General features: G+C 55.5%; 20 protein-coding genes. 9 read left to right on the top strand and 11 right to left on the bottom strand.

The window, feature by feature from the left end; all coding sequences use genetic code 11:
* Positions 1 to 61: 61 nt before the first annotated feature.
* Positions 62 to 1021 (bottom strand): galactofuranose ABC transporter, galactofuranose-binding protein YtfQ, encoded by a 960-nt coding sequence (gene ytfQ, locus ACQZ51_RS13280; protein WP_448777849.1) that lies wholly within the window; start codon positions 1019 to 1021, stop codon positions 62 to 64.
* A gap of 489 nt (positions 1022 to 1510) precedes the next feature.
* Here ytfQ and ACQZ51_RS13275 point away from each other — a divergent pair, with 489 nt between their 5' ends.
* The 6 genes from ACQZ51_RS13275 to ACQZ51_RS13250 all read left to right on the top strand — a co-directional run bounded on the left by ACQZ51_RS13275 (position 1511) and on the right by ACQZ51_RS13250 (position 9050).
* On the top strand, positions 1511 to 3331 hold the full coding sequence (locus ACQZ51_RS13275; protein WP_448777847.1) for an IlvD/Edd family dehydratase: 1821 nt from the start codon (positions 1511 to 1513) through the stop codon (positions 3329 to 3331).
* Between the two features lie 332 nt (positions 3332 to 3663).
* Entirely contained in the window at positions 3664 to 5262 is a 1599-nt protein-coding gene (locus ACQZ51_RS13270) for an ABC transporter substrate-binding protein (RefSeq protein WP_448777846.1), read from the top strand.
* Between the two features lie 148 nt (positions 5263 to 5410).
* The gene (locus ACQZ51_RS13265) at positions 5411 to 6415 is read left to right on the top strand and encodes an ABC transporter permease subunit (protein ID WP_192064720.1); all 1005 of its coding nucleotides are present in this window, start codon (positions 5411 to 5413) and stop codon (positions 6413 to 6415) included.
* A gap of 16 nt (positions 6416 to 6431) precedes the next feature.
* The gene (locus ACQZ51_RS13260; protein ID WP_192064719.1) at positions 6432 to 7340 is read left to right on the top strand and encodes an ABC transporter permease subunit; all 909 of its coding nucleotides are present in this window, start codon (positions 6432 to 6434) and stop codon (positions 7338 to 7340) included.
* A 1-nt stretch (position 7341) separates the two neighbouring features.
* Positions 7342 to 8208 (top strand): ABC transporter ATP-binding protein, encoded by an 867-nt coding sequence (locus tag ACQZ51_RS13255; protein ID WP_243257366.1) that lies wholly within the window; start codon positions 7342 to 7344, stop codon positions 8206 to 8208.
* Positions 8205 to 9050 carry a dipeptide ABC transporter ATP-binding protein gene (locus tag ACQZ51_RS13250; protein ID WP_448777844.1) on the top strand — a complete coding sequence of 282 codons (846 nt, stop codon included), beginning with the start codon at positions 8205 to 8207 and terminating at the stop codon, positions 9048 to 9050. The genes ACQZ51_RS13255 and ACQZ51_RS13250 overlap by 4 nt, the downstream gene beginning before the upstream one ends.
* Positions 9051 to 9164: 114 nt before the next feature.
* On the opposite strand, the gene ACQZ51_RS13245 is transcribed toward ACQZ51_RS13250, so the two are convergent.
* From ACQZ51_RS13245 to ACQZ51_RS13215, 7 genes are all read right to left on the bottom strand, one after another.
* Positions 9165 to 9350 carry a hypothetical protein gene (locus tag ACQZ51_RS13245; RefSeq protein ID WP_448777843.1) on the bottom strand — a complete coding sequence of 62 codons (186 nt, stop codon included), beginning with the start codon at positions 9348 to 9350 and terminating at the stop codon, positions 9165 to 9167.
* 173 nt (positions 9351 to 9523) lie between these two features.
* Positions 9524 to 10633, bottom strand: coding sequence for a pyridoxal-phosphate-dependent aminotransferase family protein (locus ACQZ51_RS13240; RefSeq protein ID WP_448777842.1), 1110 nt, complete (start codon positions 10631 to 10633; stop codon positions 9524 to 9526).
* Positions 10626 to 11417: an ABC transporter ATP-binding protein gene (locus ACQZ51_RS13235; protein WP_448777841.1), complete on the bottom strand. Its 792-nt coding sequence runs from the start codon at positions 11415 to 11417 to the stop codon at positions 10626 to 10628. Before ACQZ51_RS13235 ends, ACQZ51_RS13240 begins: the two co-directional genes overlap by 8 nt.
* 2 nt (positions 11418 to 11419) lie before the next feature.
* Positions 11420 to 12223: an ABC transporter ATP-binding protein gene (locus ACQZ51_RS13230; protein ID WP_448777840.1), complete on the bottom strand. Its 804-nt coding sequence runs from the start codon at positions 12221 to 12223 to the stop codon at positions 11420 to 11422.
* Positions 12220 to 13050 carry an ABC transporter permease gene (locus ACQZ51_RS13225; protein ID WP_448777838.1) on the bottom strand — a complete coding sequence of 277 codons (831 nt, stop codon included), beginning with the start codon at positions 13048 to 13050 and terminating at the stop codon, positions 12220 to 12222. The genes ACQZ51_RS13230 and ACQZ51_RS13225 overlap by 4 nt, the downstream gene beginning before the upstream one ends.
* Positions 13047 to 14036, bottom strand: coding sequence for an ABC transporter permease (locus tag ACQZ51_RS13220; RefSeq protein WP_448777837.1), 990 nt, complete (start codon positions 14034 to 14036; stop codon positions 13047 to 13049). The genes ACQZ51_RS13225 and ACQZ51_RS13220 overlap by 4 nt, the downstream gene beginning before the upstream one ends.
* Entirely contained in the window at positions 14033 to 15649 is a 1617-nt protein-coding gene (locus ACQZ51_RS13215; protein ID WP_448777835.1) for an ABC transporter substrate-binding protein, read from the bottom strand. The genes ACQZ51_RS13220 and ACQZ51_RS13215 overlap by 4 nt, the downstream gene beginning before the upstream one ends.
* Positions 15650 to 16018: 369 nt before the next feature.
* Between ACQZ51_RS13215 and ACQZ51_RS13210 the strand changes: the two genes are divergently transcribed.
* Positions 16019 to 16615, top strand: coding sequence for a polysaccharide biosynthesis GNAT family N-acetyltransferase UppQ (locus tag ACQZ51_RS13210; RefSeq protein WP_448777833.1), 597 nt, complete (start codon positions 16019 to 16021; stop codon positions 16613 to 16615).
* A gap of 50 nt (positions 16616 to 16665) precedes the next feature.
* On the opposite strand, the gene ACQZ51_RS13205 is transcribed toward ACQZ51_RS13210, so the two are convergent.
* The 3 genes from ACQZ51_RS13205 to secA form a co-directional block, all read right to left on the bottom strand.
* Positions 16666 to 17946 carry a GNAT family N-acetyltransferase gene (locus ACQZ51_RS13205; protein ID WP_448777831.1) on the bottom strand — a complete coding sequence of 427 codons (1281 nt, stop codon included), beginning with the start codon at positions 17944 to 17946 and terminating at the stop codon, positions 16666 to 16668.
* A 207-nt stretch (positions 17947 to 18153) separates the two neighbouring features.
* Positions 18154 to 19041 carry a DMT family transporter gene (locus ACQZ51_RS13200; protein WP_448777829.1) on the bottom strand — a complete coding sequence of 296 codons (888 nt, stop codon included), beginning with the start codon at positions 19039 to 19041 and terminating at the stop codon, positions 18154 to 18156.
* A 222-nt stretch (positions 19042 to 19263) separates the two neighbouring features.
* Entirely contained in the window at positions 19264 to 21975 is a 2712-nt protein-coding gene (gene secA / locus ACQZ51_RS13195; RefSeq protein ID WP_448777827.1) for a preprotein translocase subunit SecA, read from the bottom strand.
* Between the two features lie 240 nt (positions 21976 to 22215).
* Here secA and ACQZ51_RS13190 point away from each other — a divergent pair, with 240 nt between their 5' ends.
* Entirely contained in the window at positions 22216 to 23085 is an 870-nt protein-coding gene (locus ACQZ51_RS13190; RefSeq protein WP_192064705.1) for a peptidylprolyl isomerase, read from the top strand.
* A gap of 74 nt (positions 23086 to 23159) precedes the next feature.
* Positions 23160 to 24401: a bifunctional glutamate N-acetyltransferase/amino-acid acetyltransferase ArgJ gene (argJ, locus tag ACQZ51_RS13185; RefSeq protein ID WP_448777825.1), complete on the top strand. Its 1242-nt coding sequence runs from the start codon at positions 23160 to 23162 to the stop codon at positions 24399 to 24401.
* The last annotated feature ends 9 nt before the right edge of the window (positions 24402 to 24410 follow it).

Here is a 24410-nt window from a genome sequence, read left to right as displayed (position 1 = left end):
GTCCTGCACGGAATATGGGTGGGAACGGCGCCTTCGCGCCGCTCCCGAAGATGAAACCGGCTTAGTAGCCCAGTCCCTTCTTCTCCTCATAAACCTTCATCGGGTTATCAGATGCCGTGTAGAGCTTGGATTCCGTCTGGATCCATTTCGCAGGCTCTTTCTTGTCCTTGAGATAGGCTTCAAGAACGTCGAAAGCCGGGCCAGCCATGTTTGGCGTCAGTTCTACAGTCGCGTTGGCTTCACCGGCAGCCATGGCCTTGAAGATATCAGGAACCGCATCGATGGATACGACCTTGATGTCTGTACCTGGCTTCAGGCCAGCTTCCTTGATGGCCTGGATTGCACCAACCGCCATGTCGTCATTATGAGCGTAGACGGCGCAGATATCCTTGCCGCCGCCTTCGGCCTTGATGAAGCTTTCCATGACTTCCTTACCCTTGGTGCGGGTAAAGTCGCCGGTCTGTGAACGAACGATCTTGATATTGGCGTGGGACGCGATGCCTGCCTCAAAACCCTTCTTGCGGTTGATGGCAGGTGACGAACCTGTCGTGCCCTGCAACTCGACAACCTTGCAGTCCTTGGAGCCAACATCCTTGGCAAGCCATTCGCCAGCGACCTTGCCTTCATGAACCTGATCAGATGTTACGGCTGTCAGGTAAAGGCTGTCTGGAGCTTCGATCTGACGGTCGAGCAGGATAACCGGGATTTTCTCTTCCTTGGCTTCCTTCAACACGGCATCCCAGCCGGTTGCGACAACGGGTGCGATGAAAATGGCATCGACGCCCTGTGCGATAAAGCCCCTGATGGCCTTGATCTGATTTTCCTGCTTCTGCTGCGCATCGGCGAATTTCAGCGTCACACCGCGCTTTTCAGCCTGCTGTTTGGTAACAGTGGTTTCAGCAGCGCGCCAACCGGATTCGGAGCCGATCTGCGAGAAGCCAACGGTGAGGGTTTTTGCGGAAACGCCTGAAGCCAGACATGCGGAAAGAGCGACGGTAACCGCCGCGAGTGCTTTTTTCATCTGTAATCCTCCCAGAGATGAATTCGGCTAAGACGAGCGGATATGAGCATATAGTATTACCTTTGAAAAGTGCTCTGCGAGTATTTTCTTTCTCTGAACGATGAGCCAGAGTTGTAAAAAATTAAAATTAGTGAGGCTTTACAATAGAGAATCGTCACGTAATATTTTTTTAACGGATGCGAAACGGTACCCGCACTCGCCTTGACAAGCGACCTTTGCGCAAATTAGTAATACGAATATAGACTGCTGATCGTGACGATTGACGGCTCACGTCAATTGTCGCAGATGAGAGCAGACAAAAGAAGAATTCAGGGCGGAAATTTCGTGACCATCGTCATCGACTGTCTTCAAAAGGTCGACCTAAACAGGGGCTTTTCAAAGCCATACCTGCTTTGCGCGTCTTATGGCCGTATTTCTCTCTTTTCCTCATCATAAGGTCGTCGCATCCTGTGTCGTACCCATTTGCCATTTCTGCTGGAGACCAAAGCTATGAAAGACCTGACCAACCCACCCGCAACGCAGGCTAAGGGCGGTAAGCTGCGTTCTCGCGCATGGTTCGACAATCCCGACAATGCTGACATGACGGCGCTTTATCTGGAGCGTTACATGAACTTCGGTCTCAGCCAGGCCGAATTGCAGTCGGATCGCCCCATCATCGGCATCGCGCAAACGGGTTCGGATCTTTCTCCGTGCAACCGCCATCATCTGGAGCTGGCCCACCGTCTGCGCGAAGGTATCCGCGAAGCAGGTGGCATTGCCATCGAGTTTCCGGTTCACCCTATCCAGGAAACCGGCAAGCGCCCGACAGCTGGTCTCGACCGTAACCTCGCCTATCTCGGCCTCGTGGAAGTGCTTTACGGCTATCCGCTCGACGGCGTTGTGCTGACAATCGGCTGTGACAAGACCACACCTGCCTGTCTCATGGCGGCGGCTACCGTCAACATTCCAGCTATCGCGCTGTCTGTCGGCCCCATGCTCAATGGCTGGTTCCGTGGTGAGCGTACAGGTTCCGGCACAATCGTCTGGAAGGCACGTGAACTGCTGGCAAAGGGTGAGATCGACTATGCCGGTTTCGTCAAGCTCGTTGCATCCTCCGCGCCGTCCACAGGCTATTGCAACACAATGGGTACGGCCACGACGATGAATTCGCTGGCTGAAGCGCTTGGCATGCAGTTGCCAGGTTCTGCCGCCATTCCGGCTCCATACCGCGACCGTCAGGAAATTTCATACCTCACGGGACTGCGTATCGTTGAAATGGTCAGGGAAGACTTGAAGCCTTCCGACATCATGACAAAGGATGCGTTTATCAACGCTATCCGTGTCAACTCGGCCATCGGTGGCTCCACCAATGCACCAATCCATCTGAACGGTCTGGCACGTCACCTTGACGTCGAGCTGACGGTGGATGACTGGCAGAAATATGGCGAAGAGGTTCCATTGCTGGTCAACCTTCAGCCCGCCGGTGAATATCTCGGTGAAGACTATTATCACGCGGGCGGCGTTCCAGCTGTCGTCAACCAGTTGATGGGCCAGGGCCTGATCAAGGAAGACGCGATGACCGTCAATGGCAAGACCATTGGCGAAAACTGCCGTGGCGCGATCATCGAAGATGAAAAGGTCATTCGTCCGTTCGATCAGCCGCTCAAGGAACGTGCTGGCTTCCGCGTTCTGCGTGGAAACCTGTTCTCTTCCGCCATCATGAAGACCAGCGTTATCTCACCGGAATTCCGCGAACGTTATCTTTCCAACCCCAACGATCCCGAAGCTTTCGAAGGCAAGGCTGTGGTGTTCGACGGTCCGGAAGATTACCACCACCGCATCGACGACCCGTCGCTGGGCATTGATGCCAACACGGTTCTGTTCATGCGTGGTGCCGGCCCAATCGGTTATCCGGGTGCGGCAGAAGTCGTCAACATGCGTGCGCCTGACTACCTGCTGAAGCAGGGCATCACCTCGCTGCCTTGCATCGGCGATGGCCGTCAGTCCGGCACATCGGGCAGCCCGTCCATTCTGAATGCGTCACCAGAAGCTGCTGCAGGTGGCGGTCTTGCCATTCTCCAGACGGGCGACAAGGTTCGTATCGATGTAGGCAAGGGCAAAGCCGATATCGTGATTTCCGCTGAGGAGTTGGCTGCGCGTTACGACGCACTGGCAGCGGCTGGAGGATACAAGTATCCAGACCACCAGACGCCATGGCAGGAAATCCAGCGCGGCATCGTCGGCCAGATGGAGTCGGGCGCGGTTCTCGAACCTGCCATCAAGTACCAGCGTATTGCTCAGACAAAGGGCGTGCCACGCGACAACCACTAAACACCACGTGAAAATGGTTATCACCGGCTGAGGTTCAGCCGGTGATTGTGTGTGAAGCGTACAGTTTTTTCGCTCTGTGGCGCTGGGCTGGATTGCGCTTCCCGCCGCAGTCTCTTACAAAAAACCAAGACGGAGAATTCGTCCATGGGAAGGACAGAATTCTAATTCTTTTGCCTAAATTAGTATCAAAATCACGCGAAGTTAAACTTTTGAACAAAAACTACTGTGAAGGCTCCGCGTGCCCGCTTGAGTATGTGCAAAGTTTCTTATAACCACGTCGCATCGGTAGTCGCAGAATAAGCGAGCCGAATACAAAAATTGGGAGCTCATTGATGAGATATAAACTTGGCCTAATCGCTGCAGCCTTGCTTTCGGCGACATGCTTTGCGCCTGCCGCAAGCGCGAAGACATTTGTATATTGCTCGGAAGGTTCGCCAGAAGGTTTCGATCCGGGCCTCTACACCGCAGGCACGACATTTGATGCCTCGGCCCACACAGTTTACAGCCGCCTGCTGGAATTTGAACCAGGCACAACCAAGCCTGTTGCCGGTCTTGCCGAGAGCTGGGAAGTGTCTGAGAACGGCACTGTCTACACGTTCAAGCTCCGCAAGGGCGTTAAGTTCCAGACCACAGAATTCTTCACGCCAACGCGTGATCTCAACGCAGACGACGTCATCCTGTCGATTGATCGCCAGATCAAGACCGACAACCCTTGGCACCAGTATGTACCTGGCACGTCCTGGGAATATGCTGAAGGCATGGGCTTCCCCAAGCTGATCAAGTCTGTCGAAAAAGTTGACGACATGACGGTCAAGTTCACGCTGAACCGTCCTGAAGCACCTTTCCTCGCCAACTTGGCAATGCCATTCGCTTCGATCATCTCGAAGGAATACACGGACAAGCTGGCCGCTGATGGCAAGCAGGCTCAGTTGAACCAGATGCCAGTTGGCACCGGTCCTTTCGCCTTCGTTGCTTACCAGCAGGATGCCGTAATCCGCTTCAAGGCAAACAAGGAATATTGGGGCGGTGCACCAAAGGTTGACGATCTCGTTTTCGCGATCACCACCGATGCTGCCGTTCGCTACCAGAAGCTCAAGGCTGGCGAATGCCACCTGATGCCTTACCCGAACGCTGCTGACGTTCAGTCCATGAAGGCTGACAAGAGCCTGACGATCCTGGAGCAGGAAGGCCTCAACGTTGCCTACCTCGCCTACAACACAACGCAGGCTCCTTTCGATAAGCCGGAAGTCCGCATTGCGCTGAACAAGGCCATCAACAAGAAGGCTATTGTTGACGCCGTATTCCAAGGCATGGCAACACCTGCCAAGAACCCACTGCCACCAACAATGTGGTCCTACAACGACAAGGTACAAGACGACACCTACGATCTGGAAGCAGCCAAGAAGATGCTGACAGACGCAGGCGTCAAGGACCTTTCGATGAAGGTTTGGGCAATGCCGGTTTCGCGCCCATACATGCTGAACGCCCGCCGCGCTGCTGAAGTCATCCAGGATGATTTCGCCAAGATCGGCGTTAAGGTTGAGATCGTTTCCTACGAATGGGCCGAATATCTCGATCGTTCCAAGGCAAAGGACCGCGACGGTGCTGTGTTCCTCGGCTGGACCGGCGACAATGGTGATCCAGACAACTTCCTTGACACGCTGCTGGGTTGCGATGCCGTTGGCGGCAACAACCGTGCGCAGTGGTGCGACAAGGAGTTCGACGCTCTTGTGAAGAAGGCAAAGGTCACCACTGACCAGGCCGAGCGTACCAAGCTTTACGAAGAAGCACAGGTTGTCTTCAAGAAGCAGGCACCTTGGGCCACCATCGACCACTCCCTGTCTGTTGTTCCAATGCGCAAGGAAGTCACTGGTTTCGTGCAGAGCCCATTGGGTGACTTCACATTCGAAAACGTTGATATCGCCGAGTAATATTCAACGCATCTGAAAATGCCGCGTGTCTTGTCTCAAGGCGCGCGGCACTTGCGTTCTGAAGTATCTCTAAACAACAAAGAAGCAGACCGAAAAGGTCGCTACTACCAGCGCATAGGTTCCAGGCGGAACAGATCGAAGGTTTTTCATGATTGGCTTTCTCGTGCGGCGCATAGCCGTGCTCATCCCGACATTCATCGGGGTTTCTATCATCGCATTCATGTTTATCCGGCTCTTGCCGGGCGACCCTGTCGCCCTGCTGTCGGGTGAACGGGTCATGTCTCCAGAGCGACACGCGCAGATCAGCGCCGCTCTTGGCATGGACCGCCCCATGGTCATCCAGTATCTGGATTACCTGAAGGGCATCCTTTCAGGTGATTTCGGAACATCCATCGTTTCCAAGTCACCCATTATCGACCAGTTCTTCGCGCTGTTTCCAGCGACCGTTGAATTGTCGCTCTGTGCTATCCTCCTGGCCATCGCCATTGGTGTTCCGGCCGGTGTTATCGCAGCCATCAAGCGTGGTTCGTTCTTTGACCAGACGATGATGGGCGTTTCGCTTGTCGGGTACTCCATGCCGATCTTCTGGTGGGGGCCGCTGCTGATCATCCTGTTTGCGGGCATTCTGCAATGGACGCCGGTATCGGGACGCATCTCGCTGATGTTCTACTTCCCGCCCGTGACCGGCTTCATGTTGATCGACTCGCTGCTGTCGGGCCAGAAGGGTGCGTTCTCTTCGGCGGTCAGCCATTTGATCCTGCCATCGATCGTGCTGGCAACGATACCGCTCGCGGTCATCGCGCGTCAGACCCGTTCTGCCATGCTGGAAGTATTGTCGGATGATTATATTCGCACCGCGCGCGCCAAGGGCCTTTCGCCTTTCCGTGTTGTGGGTCTTCATGCCCTTCGCAATGCGCTGATACCCGTCATCACCACGATTGGTCTGCAGATCGGTGTCATGCTTGCAGGCGCGATCCTGACCGAAACCATCTTTTCGTGGCCGGGAATTGGGAAGTGGATGGTCGACAGTGTCTTCCGCCGCGACTACCCCGTCATTCAGGGTGGATTGCTGCTCATCGCCGGTATCATCATGTTCGTCAATCTGATTGTCGACGTGCTGTATGGCTTGATCAATCCGCGCATCCGCCACTAGAAGGTTGAGTATTCCCATGGCTGAAACCACTCAAAGCCAGCCGGTGAGCAGCGCGGCAATGCGCCGTCAGATGCTTTCCGAATTCTGGCACTATTTCTCCGAAAACCGCGGCGCCGTTATCGGTCTCTATGTTTTCGCAATCATCGTCTTCGTCGCCATCTTCGCGTCGTTGATTGCACCTCATTCGCCCTTCCAGCAGTACCGTGAAGTCATTCTACTTCCGCCGGCCTGGCTTGAAGGCGGCAACTGGAGCTATCCTCTGGGTACGGACCCGCTGGGCCGTGACATTCTGTCTCGCCTCATCCACGGTGCGCAGTACTCGCTGTTCATCGGTGTTTTCGTAACCACCCTATCTTTGTCCACCGGCATCGTCATCGGCGTCATTGCCGGTTATTATCGCGGCTGGCTGGATACGGTCATCATGCGGTTGATGGATATCATCCTGGCATTTCCATCTCTGCTTTTGGCACTGGTTCTCGTCGCCATTCTCGGCCCGGGCCTCACCAATGGCATGATCGCCATCGCGCTCGTTCTCCAGCCGCACTTCGTGCGACTGACGCGTGCAGCCGTGATGACGGAAAAGGAACGCGACTACGTTACCGCCGCACGTCTGGCCGGTGCCGGTCCGCTGCGCCTGATGTTCAAGACCATTTTGCCGAACTGCATGGGTCCGCTCATCGTTCAGGCAACGCTGTCGTTTTCCAATGCCATTCTCGATGCAGCTGCCCTTGGCTTCCTTGGCATGGGCGCGCAGCCGCCAGCGCCAGAATGGGGCACAATGCTTGCCGAGGCGCGTGAGTTCATTCTGCGCGCATGGTGGGTCGTCACTTTCCCTGGTCTTGCCATCCTGATCACCGTTCTTGCCATCAATCTGGTGGGCGATGGTCTGCGTGATGCGCTCGACCCGAAACTGAAGAGGTCCTGATATGGCACTTCTGCAAGTCGATAATCTCACTGTCGAGTTTGAAACCGCCAGCGGCTGGTTTCGTGCAGTCGACGGTATTTCCGTCTCCGTCGAAAAGGGCGAGGTTCTTGCCATCGTCGGAGAATCCGGTTCAGGCAAATCGGTCTCGATGCTTGCCGTCATGGGGCTTTTGCCCTGGACGGCAAAGATCACCGCTGACCGGATGTTGTTTGAAGGCAAGGATATCCAGAACATCGGTGCGTCTGAGCGCCGCAAGCTGATTGGCAAGGATATTGCCATGATCTTTCAGGAGCCCGTGGCAAGCCTCAACCCGTGCTTTACGGTTGGCTTTCAGCTTGAGGAAGTCCTGCGGATCCATATGGGCATGGACAAGAAGACGCGTCACGCACGCGCTATTGAATTGTTCAAGCTCGTCGGCCTGCCGGACCCGGAAGAGCGTCTCAAGCACTTTCCGCACCAGATGTCCGGTGGCCAGTGCCAGCGCGTGATGATTGCTATCGCGATTGCCTGCAATCCGAAACTTCTCATCGCCGACGAGCCGACAACAGCGCTTGACGTCACGATCCAGAAGCAGATCCTCGATCTCTTGATGAAGCTTCAGACCGAAAACGGCATGGGCCTCATCATGATCACCCACGATATGGGTGTTGTGGCCGAAACCGCCGACCGCGTGGTGGTGCAGTACAAGGGCAAGAAAATGGAGGAGGCCGATGTGCTTTCGCTGTTTGAAAACCCCAAGAGCAATTACACCAAAGCACTTCTGGCGGCTCTGCCTGAAAATGCGACGGGTGATCGCCTGACCACTGTGTCGCAGTTCTTCGATGGCACGCCCACACCGGCCTCCAGCACAGCAGGAGAAACGGCATGACCACCAACAACACCATGCTCGAAATCCGCAACATGAAGCGTGATTATCGTCTTCCCGGCGGTTTCATGAAGCCTGAAAAGATCATTCATGCGGTGAAGGGTGTTTCCTTCGCGCTTGAAACCGGCAAGACGCTCGCCATCGTTGGTGAGAGCGGCTGTGGCAAGTCAACACTTGCCCGCATGCTGACCTTCATCGACGAGCCCACATCGGGCGACTTGCTGATCGACGGCCAGAAGGTGGATACGCGTCCGGGCCACCTGACGCCAGAAATGCGGCAGAAGGTGCAGATCGTGTTTCAGAACCCCTATGGTTCGCTGAACCCGCGCCAGAAGATCGGCGATGTGTTGGGTGAACCGCTGCTGATCAACACCAAGCTGTCGGCTGCCGAGCGGCGTGAGAAGGCCAACGATATGCTGGTGCGTGTGGGTCTCGGCCCAGAGCACTATAATCGCTATCCGCACATGTTTTCCGGCGGCCAGCGCCAGCGCATCGCCATTGCGCGCGCGTTGATGCTGAACCCAAAGCTTTTGGTGCTGGACGAGCCCGTTTCGGCACTCGACCTTTCCGTTCAGGCGCAGGTTCTCAATCTGTTGGCCGATCTGCAGGACGAGTTTGGCTTGACCTATGTCTTCATCTCGCACGATCTGTCGGTCGTGAAATACATCGCGGATGAGGTCATGGTCATGTATTTCGGTGAGGCTGTTGAATACGGCTCCCGCGAAGAGGTGTTCAGCAACCCGCAACACGCCTACACACGTTCGCTGTTTGCCGCGACGCCCAAGTCCGACGTGGAATCCATTCGTGCGCGCGTCGCTGCCAAGAAACTGGCGAAGGCTGGATAAGATTTGCGTGCTTCCGGTTCTGCCGGGTTGATTATACGCTCATCAAACACTCGACGCCGCGAAGGAATTACCCCTCGCGGCGTCGAGAACAATAAACTTAGTTTTTAACCGAAATCAGATCACTGGATAAAGCGACCAGAAGAACAGCTCATGTTCCTGATCACGGTCCTTCTGTTCCGATGAGTTTTCTTCTGATTTTCGCTCAGACGTGACACCACGCTCGCGGTTGAGCTTGTCTTCTCTGGCCTTGCGACCAAGTCCGAACAGGTCGAAGGATAGCATATCGAAGCCAGCAATCATTTTTGTTCCTCTTCGTCACAGTGATTAACGAGAGGTAAAGTTTTGCGCATCGCCATGTTTTCGTCAAGTTTGCTGCGGGGATTCCTTTCCTGAACATCGGGTCCGTCCAGATAAAACTATTTCGACCCGCGCCTGATCGTCGTTGCTTCATTCCAGAGCCCTGATTCAGTGACTCAAACAGCGCCTCTAATTCGGTAAGCATCCACTGCGGCCAGCAGCGCATAATCAAGATTGGTGGAGTGTCCCCCGGCCTCAAGTGCTTTCGCGTATGCGGCAAGATTTGCCAGAACCGCTTCTTCGCAAGCGCGTTGCCCCGTGTGGTTTAACCGAACCAACATCTCTGTTCCGGGGCCAACGCCTGCGCTGAGATCCGCACCGGCTGTTGTTCGGCGTGATAGAAACGCTGTGCGGTCAATATCAGCAGGCAGGATTGCTGTGGTTACGAGCGCAGAGGCGGACATATCCTGCGCCCATAGCTGTGCGCCGAGTGCGCGCAGGCCCGACCGGGTTGCAGCGCTTGCCCGTTGGTGGCGACTGATCGCCTGATGCATGCCTTCAGTCTCGATGCGATCAAGTGCTGCTTCAAGCGCAAAGAACTCCAAAGGTGCTGGCGTACCCGGCAAGGCTAAGCGACCGGTGTCCAGCCAGTGTTCCTTCTGGTCCATGAGCGAGAGAATGGAATTCCTCGGTGCCTTGTCATGTGCGAGCGCCGTCCATGACCGCTGGCTGATGGACATGGCAGACACTCCCGCAGGTCCGGCAAGGGATTTTTGCGGGCCGATCACAGCAATATCGATGCCGAGGCTATCTACATCAAGTGCATGGCCACCTATGGATGCCACCGCGTCCACAATGGTGAGAATGCCGCGCTCGTTGGCCAGCGCAACAATGTCTTCCAGTGGGTTGAGAATGCCGCTGGCCGATTCCGCATGAACGATTGCAAGAGCTGAAATATCTGGGTTGGCATCTAGCGCCGTCCTGACCGCCTCAACGGTGATGGGTTCAGCCGGTTTCGCGGAGAGATTGACCACATCGGCACCTCCGCGTCGAAGCCAGTTTCCAAACCACGTACCATAGGGGCTGGTAACGATATTGAGGGCACGGAGACCCGGCCGAGCCAGACTGGTCGCAACCGCTTCCAGCGCAACAACAGCTTCGGCCTTCACAAGGATGACATCGTTTCTCGTCCCCATCAGGGCTGCAAGGCGGTCCGCCAGCGATCCGTAGCGATCAACTGGGAAGGAGGGGATGTCGAGCAGGTGACCCCAGTGACGATCAGGCATGATGGTTCTCCTTATCGATTTGAAATTCTGGAACCGCTGCGATCAGCCGCTGCGCCATCTCCGATTGAGGGGCAGAGATAACCTGCTGCGTATCGCCATATTCGACCATACGGCCTGCTTCCATGATCGCAACCCTGTGGCAAACGGCGCGGATAACCGCAATGTCATGTGAAATGAACAGGCAGGAGAGACCGGTGTCTCGCTGGATGGATACCAGCAAGGAAAGGATCTGAGCGCGTACAGACACATCAAGCGCCGAGACAGCTTCATCCATAACGAGCAGGGAGGGGCGGCTGGCAAGTGCGCGGGCGATTGCGACGCGCTGCCGTTGCCCGCCGGAAAGGTCAAGTATCGGCCGAGGGGATAAGTCTGCTGGCAAACCGACGCGATCGAGAAGTCTTTCGACCTCATGCACCAACGCTTTTGCGGCGAAGAGACCGTGAATGCGCAGCGGCTCGGAAATGACGGACGCGACTGTGGATTGCGGGTTGAAGGCGGCATGGGAATCCTGAAACACCATCTGCATGTGCCTTCGCGCCTGTCGAAGTTGGCGGCCATGAAGTGCCAGCCAGTTCTCTCCACGAAAGGAGATGGTACCCGCGTCTGGTTCTACCAAGCGCATGATGAGACGAGCGAGCGTAGACTTGCCGCATCCTGATGGCCCTGCAAGGCCTAATGTTTCGCCCTGCGAAAGCGTGAAGGAAATTTCGCGAACGGCGTGTTTTACCTGGCCTTGGCCACGGTAGGTCTTGGAAAGCGTCTCGACCGATAAAAGAGGAGCCATCGCTACAGGCTCCCTATCAGTGGCGGTGTGGAGAGGTCGAGATGGGCTTCAACAAGCTGCCTGGTATAGGGTGTTTGCGGGTTGGTCAGGATGGATCCTGCTGGCCCGGCCTCCTGCATACACCCTGATTTCAGCACGGCGATATCATCCGCGAGCGAGGAAGCCAGCGCAATATCGTGGGTAATGAAGATCAGTGTCATCCCGTTCTGCTGCACCAGCCGGTCCAGCAACCGCACGATTGCAGCTTGTGTAATAGTGTCGAGCGCACTTGTCGCTTCGTCCGCTATGAGGATTTTCGGCCCGGCAGAGATGGACGCCGCAATCGCGACACGCTGGCGCTGCCCTCCGGAGAGTTGGTGTGGGTAGACGTTGAGAAGCGTGGCAGAGGCTGGAAGCTCGACCTGGTCGAGCATGATACGCGCATGCGCAAAGCCCTCCGCCCACGACATTCCGAGATGATGAACTGCGCTTTCGGCAACCTGTTCGCCGATGGTCAGGACCGGATTGAGGCTGGCACCCGGGTCTTGAAAAACATAGGCAATATCGCGACCGGGTTTGGGCGGGGAGGCGTCCGACCTTCCTTCTGGCTGCATGTTCCAGATGACATCACCCAAGACTTTGGCGCCTTTGGGCAGAAGCCTTGCAAGTGTCTTTGCAAGTGTGCTCTTGCCAGAGCCGCTTTCGCCGATAATGGCCAGACGCTTGTTGGCACGGATTGTCAGCGAGATATTTTCCAGTGCGGGCGTATTCATCTCCGCATAGGTAACGGAGAGGTTTTCCACGGTGCAGATGGGCCGTAATCTCATGGCATCTTTCCCGGTTTGGCCAAAGCCTGGTTGATGCCTTCTGCCAAGAGGTAAACACCTAGCACCGTTGCCAGAAGCCCGAGGCCGGGGATCACAGACAAATAGGCAGCCGAGCGGAGAAGGTTGCGCCCTTCGGCAATCATTGAACCCCATGTGACGACATTGGGGTCCCCAAGGCCTAGAAATGAAAGTGCGGCTTCGGTCAAAATGGCAGCCGCGACGATAATGGCTGCCAGCGCCAAAACCGGTGGCAATGCGTTTGGAAGGATTTGCCGAAATGCAATTTCCAGCGGGTGCATGCCAATGGCACGGGCGGATGCGACATAGTCCCGTTCGCGAATGGAAAGCACTTGCGCCCTAGTCAGGCGGGCGGGATCCGCCCAGGCGCTGAGCGCAATCGCCACGATAACAATGGGCGTGGAGGGGCCGACGGTGCTGACGAAAGCGAGCGCCAGCAGGAAGCCGGGTACGATTTGAAAGGCGTCCGTCACGCGCATCAATGCCTCATCGATCATCCCGCCTGCAAAGCCCGCCAGCGTGCCAACGACCATGCCGATGAAGAGTGCAGCCGCAGCAGCGATCATGCCAACGGTTAGCGAAACACGTGCGCCATGCACCAGCCCGGCCAGCATATCCCGGCCCAAACTATCTGTTCCCAGCGGAAAATCTGCATTGGTAAAGGGCCTGATCAGCGGCGATGCGACGATCGACAGCGGATCTTGAGGGAAGAGGAGGGGGGAGGCGAGGGCCAGGCTGGCTATAAAACCGAGAATGGCTATACCCAGCAGGCCTTCGACACTCCTCGTGACGGATCGCAAAAAAATCATGTGCTGCCGCCCTGCGCGCCGATCCGCGGATCAAGCACTGCATACAGCAAATCGACAACAAGATTGATGATGATCACAAAGACCGCGCTCGATAAAATGATTGCCATCAACAATGGCGTGTCTCTGCCGCTGACGGCTTCATGGGCCAGTCTGCCGAAACCGGGAATGGCAAAGACGCTTTCAACGACCACGCTTCCACCCAGCATGGCCGCAGATTGCAGGCCAAGGACTGTGATGAGCGACAGGGCGGCGTTGCGCGCCACATGGCGCAGAACGATGCGTCTGTGTGCGAGACCTTTCGACTGGGCGAATGCCACGAACTCCAGAGGCCAGATGTCTGCCATCGCATTGCGCATGACCCGCAGAAACAGAGCCAGATAGATAAGCCCTAGGCTTGCCACTGGAAGAATGAGGTGACGGCCTATATCAAGCGCCCGATCTATGCCGTGTTTGCCAGATGCGATGGTCTCAAGACCCGATGTCGGCAACCAACGGAAACTCACGGAAAAGACGATGACGAGCACAAGCCCGAGCCAGAAACCCGGCATCGCATAAAGCGCGAGTGATAGGGTCGACAATGTCCGATCGCGAACACCGCCGGGTCTTGCCCCTGCGACGATGCCAAGTGCAGAGCCCACCACGAATGATAGTGCCGTGGCGGTTGTCATCAACAATAGAGTATTGGGAAGCCGTTCGAGAATGAGCGTCAACACCGGTCGGTCAAACGCGACAGACCAGCCAAGATCAAGCCGAGCCACAGACGAAAGATAGAGCCAAAGCCGTGCCAGCATGGATTGATCCAGGCCATATTGACTGCGTAACGTGTCACGCAGGGAAGCATCTCCGCCGCCAATCGACACAAGGTAGGCGTCCACTGCATCGCCAGACGCATTTTCGAGCAGAAGAAATGTCGCCAGCAGAACGATGACCAGCACAGGAACAGCGCTGAGCAACCTGCGCCGGATTATTCTTGCGGCACCACTCACTGGTCCGTCCACAATGCCGTATCCGCCCAGTTGGAAACGGCCCAGCGCGGATTGCTGGCGACATTCGCTACGCTGTCGCGCGCAACGGTTATGAAGCCCCATTCCGCTACATTGATAAGCGGCAGATCGCGCGTGACCTCTTTCTGGAACTCTTTGTAGAGCTCCGTGCGCTTGGTCTCATCAATCGTCTCCGCTGCCTTGTCGATCAGCGCATCCAGAGCCTTGTTTTCGTAACCGCCCTGGTTGGAAAAGCCGACACCGGCGGGTGTGCCCGATCTAACGAGGATGGTTGTGGAGATGGCTGGGTCACCACGGAAGACCGGAGGTGCAATGGCGAGATCGAAAGCATGGTCGGTATAGACCGCCTTCTGATGAGCGGCGGAATCGTTGTTGATAAGCTCGGCCTTTATGCCAATAGCGGCCAGTGCCTGGCGCAGATATGCCCCGAACTGGCGCGTTTCGTTGAAATAGGGCGCGGGCAACAGCTTAAGAGAGAACCGGTTGCCGTTGCCGTCACGCGTGTAGCCAGCCTCGTCGAGCAGCGCATTCGCCTTGGCCACGTTAAAATCGTAGCGATCGACATCTACGGTGTAAAATTGCGATGCGTTTATCGGCACTGGCCCGGTGGATGCCGTTGCGTAACCTAGAAACACAGTGTCGATCACCAGCTTTTTGTCTATAGCGTGGGCAATGGCCTGCCGAACCTTCAGATCGGCCAACTCCTTGCGGCGATGATTGATCTCGACAACAAGCTGATAGGTCAACGCCTCATAGCCATCGGCAATGACTTTGATGCCGGGCTCTTTGGCAATGCGGGCAAGATCAGACAGCGGGACGGCTGAAAAAGCGGCAAGCTGGATTTCTTCCGCCTCAAGTGCCGATGCCGCGCCAGCACGATCTGGCAGGATGCGATAGATGATTTCGTCGAGTTTCGGAGCGTTTTTTTGCCAGTACGACGCGTTGCGGGTCAGGCGGTAATATTCACCCGGCTTATATTCGGCAAAAACAAAGGGGCCCGTGCCGATTGGCTTCGTGTTTGCGGGGTTCGTGGCAATATCCGTGCCTTCATAAATATGTTTTGGAATGACGCTGGTCACCACGGGCAGAGCGTTACGCAGGAGCTGGAACGGGGTTGGCTTGGAAAACCGGAAGATGGCCGTGTGTTGGTCAGGCGTATCGACTGACTGGAGATTGGCGAACACTAACCGCCCGAGATTTTGCAGTGGTTTCCACACGGACATAGCAGAAAAGGCAACATCTGCCGATGTAAAAGGCTTTCCATCATGCCATGTCACGCCTTCCCGCAGCTTGAAGGTAGCGCTGAGACCATCGTTCGAGCCTTCCCAAGAGGTTGCAAGCCGTGGCTCCAGTCCGTCCTTTCCTTGGTACGAAGCTTCAGCCAGCGGCTCGATGACTTTACTGGAAATGTAGAAAACGCCGTTGGACGCAACGATGGCTGGGTTGAGGTTTTTCGGCTCTGAATCAGCTGCAACCACAAGGCGCCCGGTACCCTGCGCTGCCCAGGCGGACTGCGGACGCGAGAGTGCCGTTGAAGCGACCAGCAGGGTTATCGTTTGCAGAAGAGTGCGTCGTGAAAACTGCGTTGTGGGCATCGATAACTCCGAAGTGGAAAGGGCAGCGTCAGCGCGCAGAGAAACAGGCGCAGTTTAGGGCCGAGTGACGCCAAGTGTCCACGAGATTCGATGCGCGCGACAGCAACGGATTTCCTCTGCATTGACAGGAGAAAAATGATTGTTGCAGACAAGCTCGTGACTGGGGAATTCTGATCCAGGGGTCTGGTCTATAGCAGATCTTGGCCCAGTCTGTTCCATTCAGAACCATATGGAAAAATGCGGGCAATTAAATATTAGGCATCACTTAAATATAAGACTTCTAAAATAAAGGGATTGCTTATATATTAGTCCCTCCAGTGGGTTAGAGGACTGTCCATGTTTAACGCACCCACTTGAGGAGGAGAGACCATGAGAAAAGTAGCATGTTCTTTATTCGTGTCCGCCTGCGTTACACTACCATTTCAGGCGTTTGCACTGGATGTTAGCGTCGGCGGAGTCAGTGCCAGTGTCGGTGGAAATGACAGAGGCGGTCTAAGCGCCAATGCTTCGGTTGGAGGAAGTGGTGGCATCAATGCTGGCGCTGACGTGGGAGGACGAAGCGGCGGCGGATTGGGTGCTGACGTAAACGCCTCGGTGGGAGGGCGTGGTGGCATTAACGCCAATACGAGCGCCAGCGTCTGGGGACGCAACGGCCTGAATGCGGATGTTAATGCATCGGTCGGTGGCAGCCGGGGCCTCAACGCAAACGCAAATGTCGGTGTTGGAGGAAAGACCGGTGTAGACGTGAATGTCGGCGTGGGTATTGGCACCCCCGGAACGCCTACTGGGCCTATCAGCCCAGGAACAACGCCACCCGGCGCCGTGCGGGATGCCATTGTATCCTACAACAATATGTCACGGTCACAGCAGGTGAGGCTGGTAAAGCGGTGTGCGGATATTCTGAACGGGGGCTATGATGCGGCATTGACGCAACTTTGCCGGATGATTCAGACAGCGTCACGCTGACATGAATTTCCATAAAAAGGGGTGCACCGTCGCCCCTTTTTACTGGAGAGTTAGGCAGCACTCCCGGATTTGCGGCCAATTGACATAATGCGTTCACGCAGTGCTTTGGCAAGGTTACGGGTATTGCGGTACATGTGAACCTGCGCTGCGACTTGTCGCACATCGCGGTCGCTGTTTTGCGCAAGGCCGATGATCAGCGTGCCCATTTCAGCCTTTTCAGACCAGAAGCTGGACAGCGCTCCGGTCTCATCCGCGCCACAACTGTCTGTCTTCAAGATGTTGGCGTCATCCAGGTGCCATTCGGTCAGGCGCTCCAGCAAAAGCTGATCAATGGCGTGGTGCTGATAATCTTCATTCACCGCCAGCTTCCAGACATAGGCTTCACCCATTGTCATGAAGACCACCGCTGATGCGATGGCGACACCATCAAGATTGAGAGTGTGAATACGGACAGCGTCAATTTCCGCAAGATTCGTAATAGCTTCACGGGCAAAGGCCGCGCGGTATCTGTCGCTGGCAAGCGCAGAGCGCCTGCGCCCTTTTGAGCCGCTGGCTTCCAAGGCCAGAAATTCTTCCGTCCGCAGGCGAATATCCTGCGATTGGCGGGCGATATCGTGCGTGAGAACGCCACCTGCGCCCAATTTTTGCCAGTGGTTGCGCAAGGTTTCAATTTGTGACGTAGGAAGGTTGTTTTGCAGATAGAGGCTCGCATCTATCTTGCTCTCAAGCATCATCCGTTGGTGTGGCTCTGCGGTTGCCAGTGGCAAGTTACGGCTGAGTGCAATGGCCTTGATCATTCGTACAAATGCACCATCTAGCCGAAGCTGAGGCAGAACGAGAATGTCAGGCAATCGAAGCTCAGGCTGCGCCAAAGCGTCAAGAAGATTGTCGATGGTTTCCGCCGCGCCTTCTGCATCAATAAGCGGGGTGCCCAGCGGTCCGAAGGGATTGGCCCAACCGCGCAAAATAGATGGTCCAACAGAAAAACCGGGCTTCTCGACGGTAAACGGCATCAGGAACCGCATGCGGCTCCGGGCACCATTTTCATCTCGCATCAGAGCGAAACGCACCGACTTTTCATCAACGCGTGGCATCGCTGGTGCCAGAAGTTTGCCGGTGAAAAAAATGTTGGGTTCCAAAACCCTGTTGGATAGGAAATCCAGCTCTTCCTGGAGATCGTAGCCAAGTTGCGCCGGATAAATGCAAAATTCTCGCCCAGTGCGGCCAACACGGATACTGCTATCTGCAACGGGACGCTCCGGCAGCGGTGTCGATAGCAGCATGGCGAAACGGCTATCTCGCAAATCTGTATCATTCGGATCGCTTGCCATGCCTGCCTATACCATCCCTGTCACACGGTCCGTGACATTTTAGTTGCTGAAAGCCGCGTGTTAATTAGGCACGTTGCCGCAATCTGGCAACCGATGAATACCAATTTTTAGAAATGAGTCTTTCAATTATACATCGAAACGTCGGAAATGTTGAGTGCATATTGGTAGTAAAACAGCTATTTCAGAAAAGCTTCATCTTCAGTTCATTCAAGGCAAGATCATCGCATCTCTGCGTTTTGGATAAAGTCCCAGAACCAGTGCGCATCCTGAAAGTATGATGACGGTCCCGAAAAGCTGCATGGCTGAGATGGGTTCATCCAAGACAGAAGCACCGATGATGACGGCAATCACCGTCACAACATACTCGACGCTAATGGCCTTCGTTGCACCGATCTGCGATACCAAACGAAAATAGGTTACATAGGTTAAAGAGCTCATAAAGACCGCCAGTCCAGCAAGATAGGCGATATCAAAGAAGCTTGGTTGACCCGGCACTGGAACAATAAGCAGTAATGGCAGTGTCAAAATACCGCCAGCAAGAAACGAGCCGATCGTGATTTCCCATGCATCTGAACCTTTAAGGTGGCGATTGGCATAGTTACTTCCGAAAGCGGCGCAGATACATCCTAGAATGACAGCAAGGCAGCCACCTAAAAAGCCGGATGTGATCGGTACGGCAGGGAAACCCACGAGGACGACGATGCCGCTGAAGCCGAGAATCATACCTAGCAGGCTTTGAAGAGAGATTTTTTCAATACCCCATAACTGCCCGATCAGCATGGAAAACAGAGGTATGCTGGCGACCAGAATGGCAGCCATCGCAGTGCCGATGATGGGCGTGCCATAGGACAGGCCGATGAGTTGACCGGCGACTGTCGTTGCGCCCACAGCGGTGAACGCTCGCCAACCAGCGCTGAAATCAAGTTTCCGTTTTGAGATCCGGGCTATGACAAGCAAAGCTGCGCTCGCAATGAAGCAACGCAATGTGACCGCGCCCACCCAGCCAAAAGCTTCCACCACATGCAAGACGAGCAGAAAAGAGAACCCCCACGCTATTGCGAGAAATAGATAGGCAGCGAGTTGTGCGGGTTTCATATGTTCCTGTCCGGCGACGGATGAAGCGAAGCGAACGGTTACGAAAGAGCACTTATGACGTCAAACGAAATGTAGAGTGCAGTGCGTATGTCGCAGTTGTAGGTGGATTTGCTTAAGTGGCAGACCACTATTGGTCGTGGCAAGGGTTATGTTCCCATAAAATAACGGTCCACAGATGGGATCTGTGGACCGTTAGGATTTAGTCAGTTGATTTTACGACCATCAAGCCTGGTCGAAAATCCCATGGCAATGCTTGTACTTCTTGCCGGAACCGCAGGGGCAGGCTTCGTTTCGGCTGATTTTGCCCCAGGTGGACGGGTCATCCGGATTGCGCTGCTCTGGTGGAACGAATGCAACGGGTGCTGGCTGGTTGTTGCCGAACTCGTCCTCACCGGTCAACGGATCGATATGGTGGGGCGTCATCTCGGGCAGCTCTGGCTCTGGCTGGTCGCGTACGAGTTCAACACGCATCAACTGTGCCGTCACCGCTTCACGCAGGTTCGCAAGCAGCGCCTGGAACAGCTCGAAAGCTTCGGCCTTGTATTCCTGCAATGGGTCACGCTGGGCGTAACCACGGAAACCGACGACGGAGCGAAGGTGATCGAGGTTCACGATATGCTCGCGCCACAAATGGTCGATCGTCTGCAAGATCACGGAGCGCTCAACATAGGTCATGACTTCGGGGCCGAACCGCTCAGCCTTTTCTGCCATCACCTTGTCTGCTGCTTCGGTAATGCGCTGCAAAATATCGTCTTCGGCAATGCCTTCTTCTTTCGCCCATTCATCGACTGGGAGATCAAGATTGAGAGACTGCTCGAGGCCAGCCTTTAGGCCAACGATATTCCATTGCTCCGCATAGGCGTTCTCTGGGACGTGCTTGGTTACAAGCCCCTCGATGACCTCATTGCGCATATCTGTCGCGGTCTCGCCGATATTATCGGCTTCCATCAACTCCAAGCGCTGCTCGAAGATCACCTTGCGCTGATCGTTGAGAACGTCATCGTATTTAAGAAGGTTCTTGCGGGTTTCGAAGTTACGCGCTTCCACCTTCTTCTGGGCACGCTCGAGCGCCTTGTTGATCCAGGGGTGGACGATGGCTTCGCCTTCCTTGAGGCCAAGCTTTTGCAGCATGCTGTCCATCCGGTCGGAGCCGAATATCCGCATCAGATCATCCTGAAGCGAAAGATAGAATTTCGAGCGACCTGGGTCACCCTGGCGACCGGAACGACCGCGCAGCTGGTTGTCGATGCGGCGGCTTTCGTGGCGCTCAGTGGCGATGACGAAAAGACCACCAGCGGCGAGTGCCTTGTCCTTAAGGACTTTTATCTCTTCGCGGATGCGTTTTTCGGTCGCGTCGCGCTCTTCGCCGGGCTCCATGCCTTCAAGCTCGCGGTCAAGACGCATCTCGACGTTGCCGCCCAGCTGAATGTCGGTACCGCGGCCAGCCATGTTGGTGGCGATGGTCACGGCGCCGGGAACGCCGGCCTGCGAAACGATGTAAGCCTCCTGCTCATGGTAACGCGCGTTTAGTACCTGGAAGTTTTCAAAGCCCGTCTGGCGGAGCATGGTGGCCAGAAGCTCGGACTTTTCAATCGAGGTGGTACCGACAAGAACAGGCTGGTCGCGCTCATGTGCCGCCTTGATCTGCTCAATGATGGCCTTGAACTTCTCTTCGCCTGTCCGGTAGACCTCGTCGTCTTCATCGATACGCTGGATTGGCAGGTTCGTCGGAACCTCGATCACATCGAGACTATAGATGTTGTTGAACTCTTCCGCTTCCGTTGATGCTGTACCGGTCATGCCGGCCAGCTTCTTGTACATGCGGAAATAGTTCTGGAAGGTAACAGAAGACAGCGTCTGGTTTTCAGGCTGAATCTGCACCTGTTCCTTGGCTTCAAGAGCCTGGTGCTGACCTTCCGAATAACGACGGCCCGGCATCATGCGGCCGGTAAACTCGTCAATGATGACGAGTTCGTCGTTACGGACGATGTAATCCTTGTCGCGCTGGAACAGCTTATGGGCCTTCAACGCATTGTTGATGTGGTGAACTATCGACACGTTTTCGATGTCGTAGAGTGATTCGCCCTTAAGAAGACCTGCCTCACGCAACAGGTTTTCAAGCTTTTCGGTGCCGTCTTCGGAGAAGTTGGCAGAACGCTGCTTCTCGTCGATTTCGTAATCTTCGGGCGAAAGCATCGGAATGAAGGCGTTGATCGTGTTGTAGAGATCAGACCTATCATCCAATGGACCAGAGATGATCAGAGGCGTGCGTGCCTCATCGACAAGGATCGAGTCGACTTCATCGACGATGGCATAATGGTGGCCACGCTGCACCATTTGCGGCTTGTCGTATTTCATGTTGTCGCGCAGATAATCGAAGCCGAGTTCGTTATTCGTCGCGTATGTGATGTCGCATGCATAAGCTTCGCGGCGCTGGTCATCGTCCAGTCCATGAACGATCACGCCGGTGGTGAGGCCTAGGAAATTGTAAAGCCGCGCCATGGTGGCGGCGTCACGCTGTGCAAGATAGTCGTTGACGGTCACAACGTGCACGCCCTTGCCCTCAAGGGCGTTGAGGTACACGGCAAGGGTCGCAACCAGCGTTTTACCTTCACCCGTTTTCATTTCGGCGATATCGCCGGAATGAAGAATCATGCCGCCTGTCAGCTGAACGTCGAAGGGGCGCATGCCGAGAACACGGCGCGATGCTTCGCGTGCCACGGCGAAAGCCGGAACCAGGATGTCGTCAATGGTTTTGCCATTGGCAAGCTGCTGACGGAATTCTACCGTCTTTGCTGCCAGTGCCTCATCGGAGAGTGCTTTCATCTCCGCCTCGAGTGCACCTATTGCCGTGATGTTGCTACGATAGGAGCGGACACGGCGCTCATTTGCCGAACCGAACAACTTGCGGGCTATTCCGCCGAGACTGACCATCTTAGTGGCCCTTTCTGAAATTCCGTTTACCGAGGCATCGTAGTCTGCGTTCGCAATTTCGTGCAAATGACAGACTTGACCCTCAAACGTATCTGGACGCGAGGTTGAGCGACAGATAAGAGGGGGGGCAAATGATGTCAACGGTTCTGCCCGTTACAGAATGGCCACATTCCGGTGTTTGGAAGTTTTTTCAGCCGGAAAACCACGTCTGGAGCCGGCATTGTCTCCGAAAGGTTTAATATGTTGCGCTATAATAGAATTGCGGCGGCTGTCATCGTGGCGACGCTCGGTCTTCAGTTTCCTGCCTTCGCGCAGGAAGATGCCGTTGTTGCCAAGGTTGGCGATCTCGAGATTCGCCAGTCTGAACTGGATCTTGCCATGAGCAATCTTGATCCGCAGCTCGCACAGCTTCCCGATGAGCAGAAGAAAGTTGCCGCCCTGTCCGGCGCGATCGACGTGAAGCTGCTGGTGAAAGATGCGACTGCTGAAGGTCTCGAAAAAACCGAAGATTTCAAGAAGCGCCTCTCCTTCATCACTGACCGCGAACTTCATAATGCCTATTTCCGCAAGCACGTCGTTGACGCTGTGACCAATGAAGAGGTCAAGGCTCGCTACGACAAGGAAGTCGCCGCGCTGCCGCAGGAAGAAGAAATCAAGGCTGCTCACATTCTCGTTGCGACCGAAGAGGAAGCAAAGGATGTGATCAAGCAGCTGGACGCTGGCAAGGATTTTGCAGCGCTGGCCAAGGAAAAGTCAACAGATTCCAACAAGGATGACGGCGGCGATCTCGGCTGGTTCGGCAAGGGCCGCATGGTTCCTGAATTCGAAGAGGCTGCCTTCACGCTTGAAAAGGGCGCCTACACGAAAACCCCGGTCAAATCGCAGTTCGGCTTTCACGTGATCAAGCTTGAAGACAAGCGCGTTGCACCGCCACCAGCCTATGAGCAGGTTGAAGCGCAGGTTCGTCAGCTTGTCATGCGCGACAAATATGTCGCCCTAATCGAAAAGGCCAAGGCCGAGCAGAAGATCGACATTCCTGACGCTGCAATGCGCAAGGCCTATGACGATGCCAGCAAGCAGCAGGCAGCCGAGCCACCTGCGCAGCAGTAGTCCGCAATTGACGGGGCGGCTTTAGAGCCGCCCTGTTTCATTTCAACTTTCCGCAAATATGCAGGTTCTTGCCCATGTCCGCTGCCGTCTCTCCACTCGCCCCGAAATCCTATCCAGATATGCCCGCTTTACGCGGTGTGCGAATGGCAACGGCGGCTGCAGGTATCAAGTATAAGGGTCGCACCGACGTTTTGATGATGGTGTTCGATGAGCCTGCGGCGGTAGCCGGTGTTTTCACAAAATCACGTTGCCCGTCGGCTCCAGTAGATTTTTGCCGCGCTAACCTGCCAGCAGGCGTTGCGCGTGCAGTGGTGGTGAACTCCGGAAACGCCAATGCCTTCACAGGCGTAAAGGGCAGAGCCGCGACAGAGCTGACGGCGAAGTCTGCAGCTGAAGCTGTTGGTTGCTCGGAAAGTGAAGTGTTTCTGGCGTCCACAGGCGTGATCGGTGAGCCGCTTGACGCCACCAAATTTGCCGGTGTTCTTGGCCAGATGAATGCCGATGCCACAGGCGATTTCTGGACAGAAGCTGCCAAGGCCATCATGACAACCGATACCTATCCGAAGGTTGCCACGCGGACCGCCGAAATTGACGGTGTCACTGTTACAATCAACGGCATAGCCAAGGGTGCGGGTATGATCGCGCCCGACATGGCGACCATGCTGTCTTTCGTCGTCACTGATGCCGATATCTCAGCAGCTGCCTTGCAGGACCTCCTGTCTGCGGGCGTTGGTCCGACGTTCAATTCGGTCACAGTCGATAGCGACACCTCCACATCCGATACTCTGATGCTGTTTGCAACCGGCGCTGCCCGCGCTGACGGACAGACGCATATCGACAATGCGAATGATCCTAAGCTTTCCGCCTTCCGCGATGCTCTGAATGATCTGCTGAAAGATTTGGCGCTGCAAGTCGTTCGTGATGGCGAAGGTGCGCGCAAGATGGTGGAAATCACCGTGACGGGTGCCGAGAGCGATGTGGCTGCCAAGCGCATCGCGCTTTCCATTGCCAACTCGCCGCTGGTCAAAACAGCCGTTGCTGGCGAAGACGCCAATTGGGGCCGCGTCGTGATGGCTGTCGGCAAATCCGGCGAGCTGGCGGATCGCGATCGCCTCGCAATCTGGTTTGGACATGTGCGCGTGGCCGTCAATGGCGAACGTGACCCTGACTACTCTGAGGCAGAAGCCACCGCTGTGATGAAGAACCAGGATATTCCGGTGAAAGTCGAGATCGGTCTTGGCAACGGCACCGCCACAGTGTGGACCTGCGACCTGACCAAGGAATATGTCGAAATCAATGGCGACTATCGGAGCTGATGTTGGAGA

It is taken from the genome of Agrobacterium sp. CG674, from assembly GCF_053521645.1.
The sequence above is the reverse complement of the archived record's forward strand: the minus strand, read 5'-3'. Positions and strand labels throughout refer to the sequence as shown.

Bases quoted from the DNA above. Each gene is read 5' to 3' on its own strand.
- ACQZ51_RS13235 (WP_448777841.1), bottom strand. From the start codon at position 11,417: ATGGCTCCTCTTTTATCGGTCGAGACGCTTTCCAAGACCTACCGTGGC.
- ACQZ51_RS13240 (WP_448777842.1), bottom strand. From the start codon at position 10,633: ATGCCTGATCGTCACTGGGGTCACCTGCTCGACATCCCCTCCTTCCCA.
- ACQZ51_RS13260 (WP_192064719.1), top strand. From the start codon at position 6,432: ATGGCTGAAACCACTCAAAGCCAGCCGGTGAGCAGCGCGGCAATGCGC.
- ACQZ51_RS13245 (WP_448777843.1), bottom strand. From the start codon at position 9,350: ATGATTGCTGGCTTCGATATGCTATCCTTCGACCTGTTCGGACTTGGT.
- ACQZ51_RS13205 (WP_448777831.1), bottom strand. From the start codon at position 17,946: ATGGCAAGCGATCCGAATGATACAGATTTGCGAGATAGCCGTTTCGCC.
- ACQZ51_RS13275 (WP_448777847.1), top strand. From the start codon at position 1,511: ATGAAAGACCTGACCAACCCACCCGCAACGCAGGCTAAGGGCGGTAAG.
- ACQZ51_RS13270 (WP_448777846.1), top strand. From the start codon at position 3,664: ATGAGATATAAACTTGGCCTAATCGCTGCAGCCTTGCTTTCGGCGACA.
- ytfQ (WP_448777849.1), bottom strand. From the start codon at position 1,021: ATGAAAAAAGCACTCGCGGCGGTTACCGTCGCTCTTTCCGCATGTCTG.
- ACQZ51_RS13225 (WP_448777838.1), bottom strand. From the start codon at position 13,050: ATGATTTTTTTGCGATCCGTCACGAGGAGTGTCGAAGGCCTGCTGGGT.
- argJ (WP_448777825.1), top strand. From the start codon at position 23,160: ATGTCCGCTGCCGTCTCTCCACTCGCCCCGAAATCCTATCCAGATATG.
- ACQZ51_RS13265 (WP_192064720.1), top strand. From the start codon at position 5,411: ATGATTGGCTTTCTCGTGCGGCGCATAGCCGTGCTCATCCCGACATTC.
- secA (WP_448777827.1), bottom strand. From the start codon at position 21,975: ATGGTCAGTCTCGGCGGAATAGCCCGCAAGTTGTTCGGTTCGGCAAAT.
- ACQZ51_RS13210 (WP_448777833.1), top strand. From the start codon at position 16,019: ATGAGAAAAGTAGCATGTTCTTTATTCGTGTCCGCCTGCGTTACACTA.
- ACQZ51_RS13215 (WP_448777835.1), bottom strand. From the start codon at position 15,649: ATGCCCACAACGCAGTTTTCACGACGCACTCTTCTGCAAACGATAACC.
- ACQZ51_RS13190 (WP_192064705.1), top strand. From the start codon at position 22,216: ATGTTGCGCTATAATAGAATTGCGGCGGCTGTCATCGTGGCGACGCTC.
- ACQZ51_RS13230 (WP_448777840.1), bottom strand. From the start codon at position 12,223: ATGAGATTACGGCCCATCTGCACCGTGGAAAACCTCTCCGTTACCTAT.
- ACQZ51_RS13250 (WP_448777844.1), top strand. From the start codon at position 8,205: ATGACCACCAACAACACCATGCTCGAAATCCGCAACATGAAGCGTGAT.
- ACQZ51_RS13200 (WP_448777829.1), bottom strand. From the start codon at position 19,041: ATGAAACCCGCACAACTCGCTGCCTATCTATTTCTCGCAATAGCGTGG.
- ACQZ51_RS13255 (WP_243257366.1), top strand. From the start codon at position 7,342: ATGGCACTTCTGCAAGTCGATAATCTCACTGTCGAGTTTGAAACCGCC.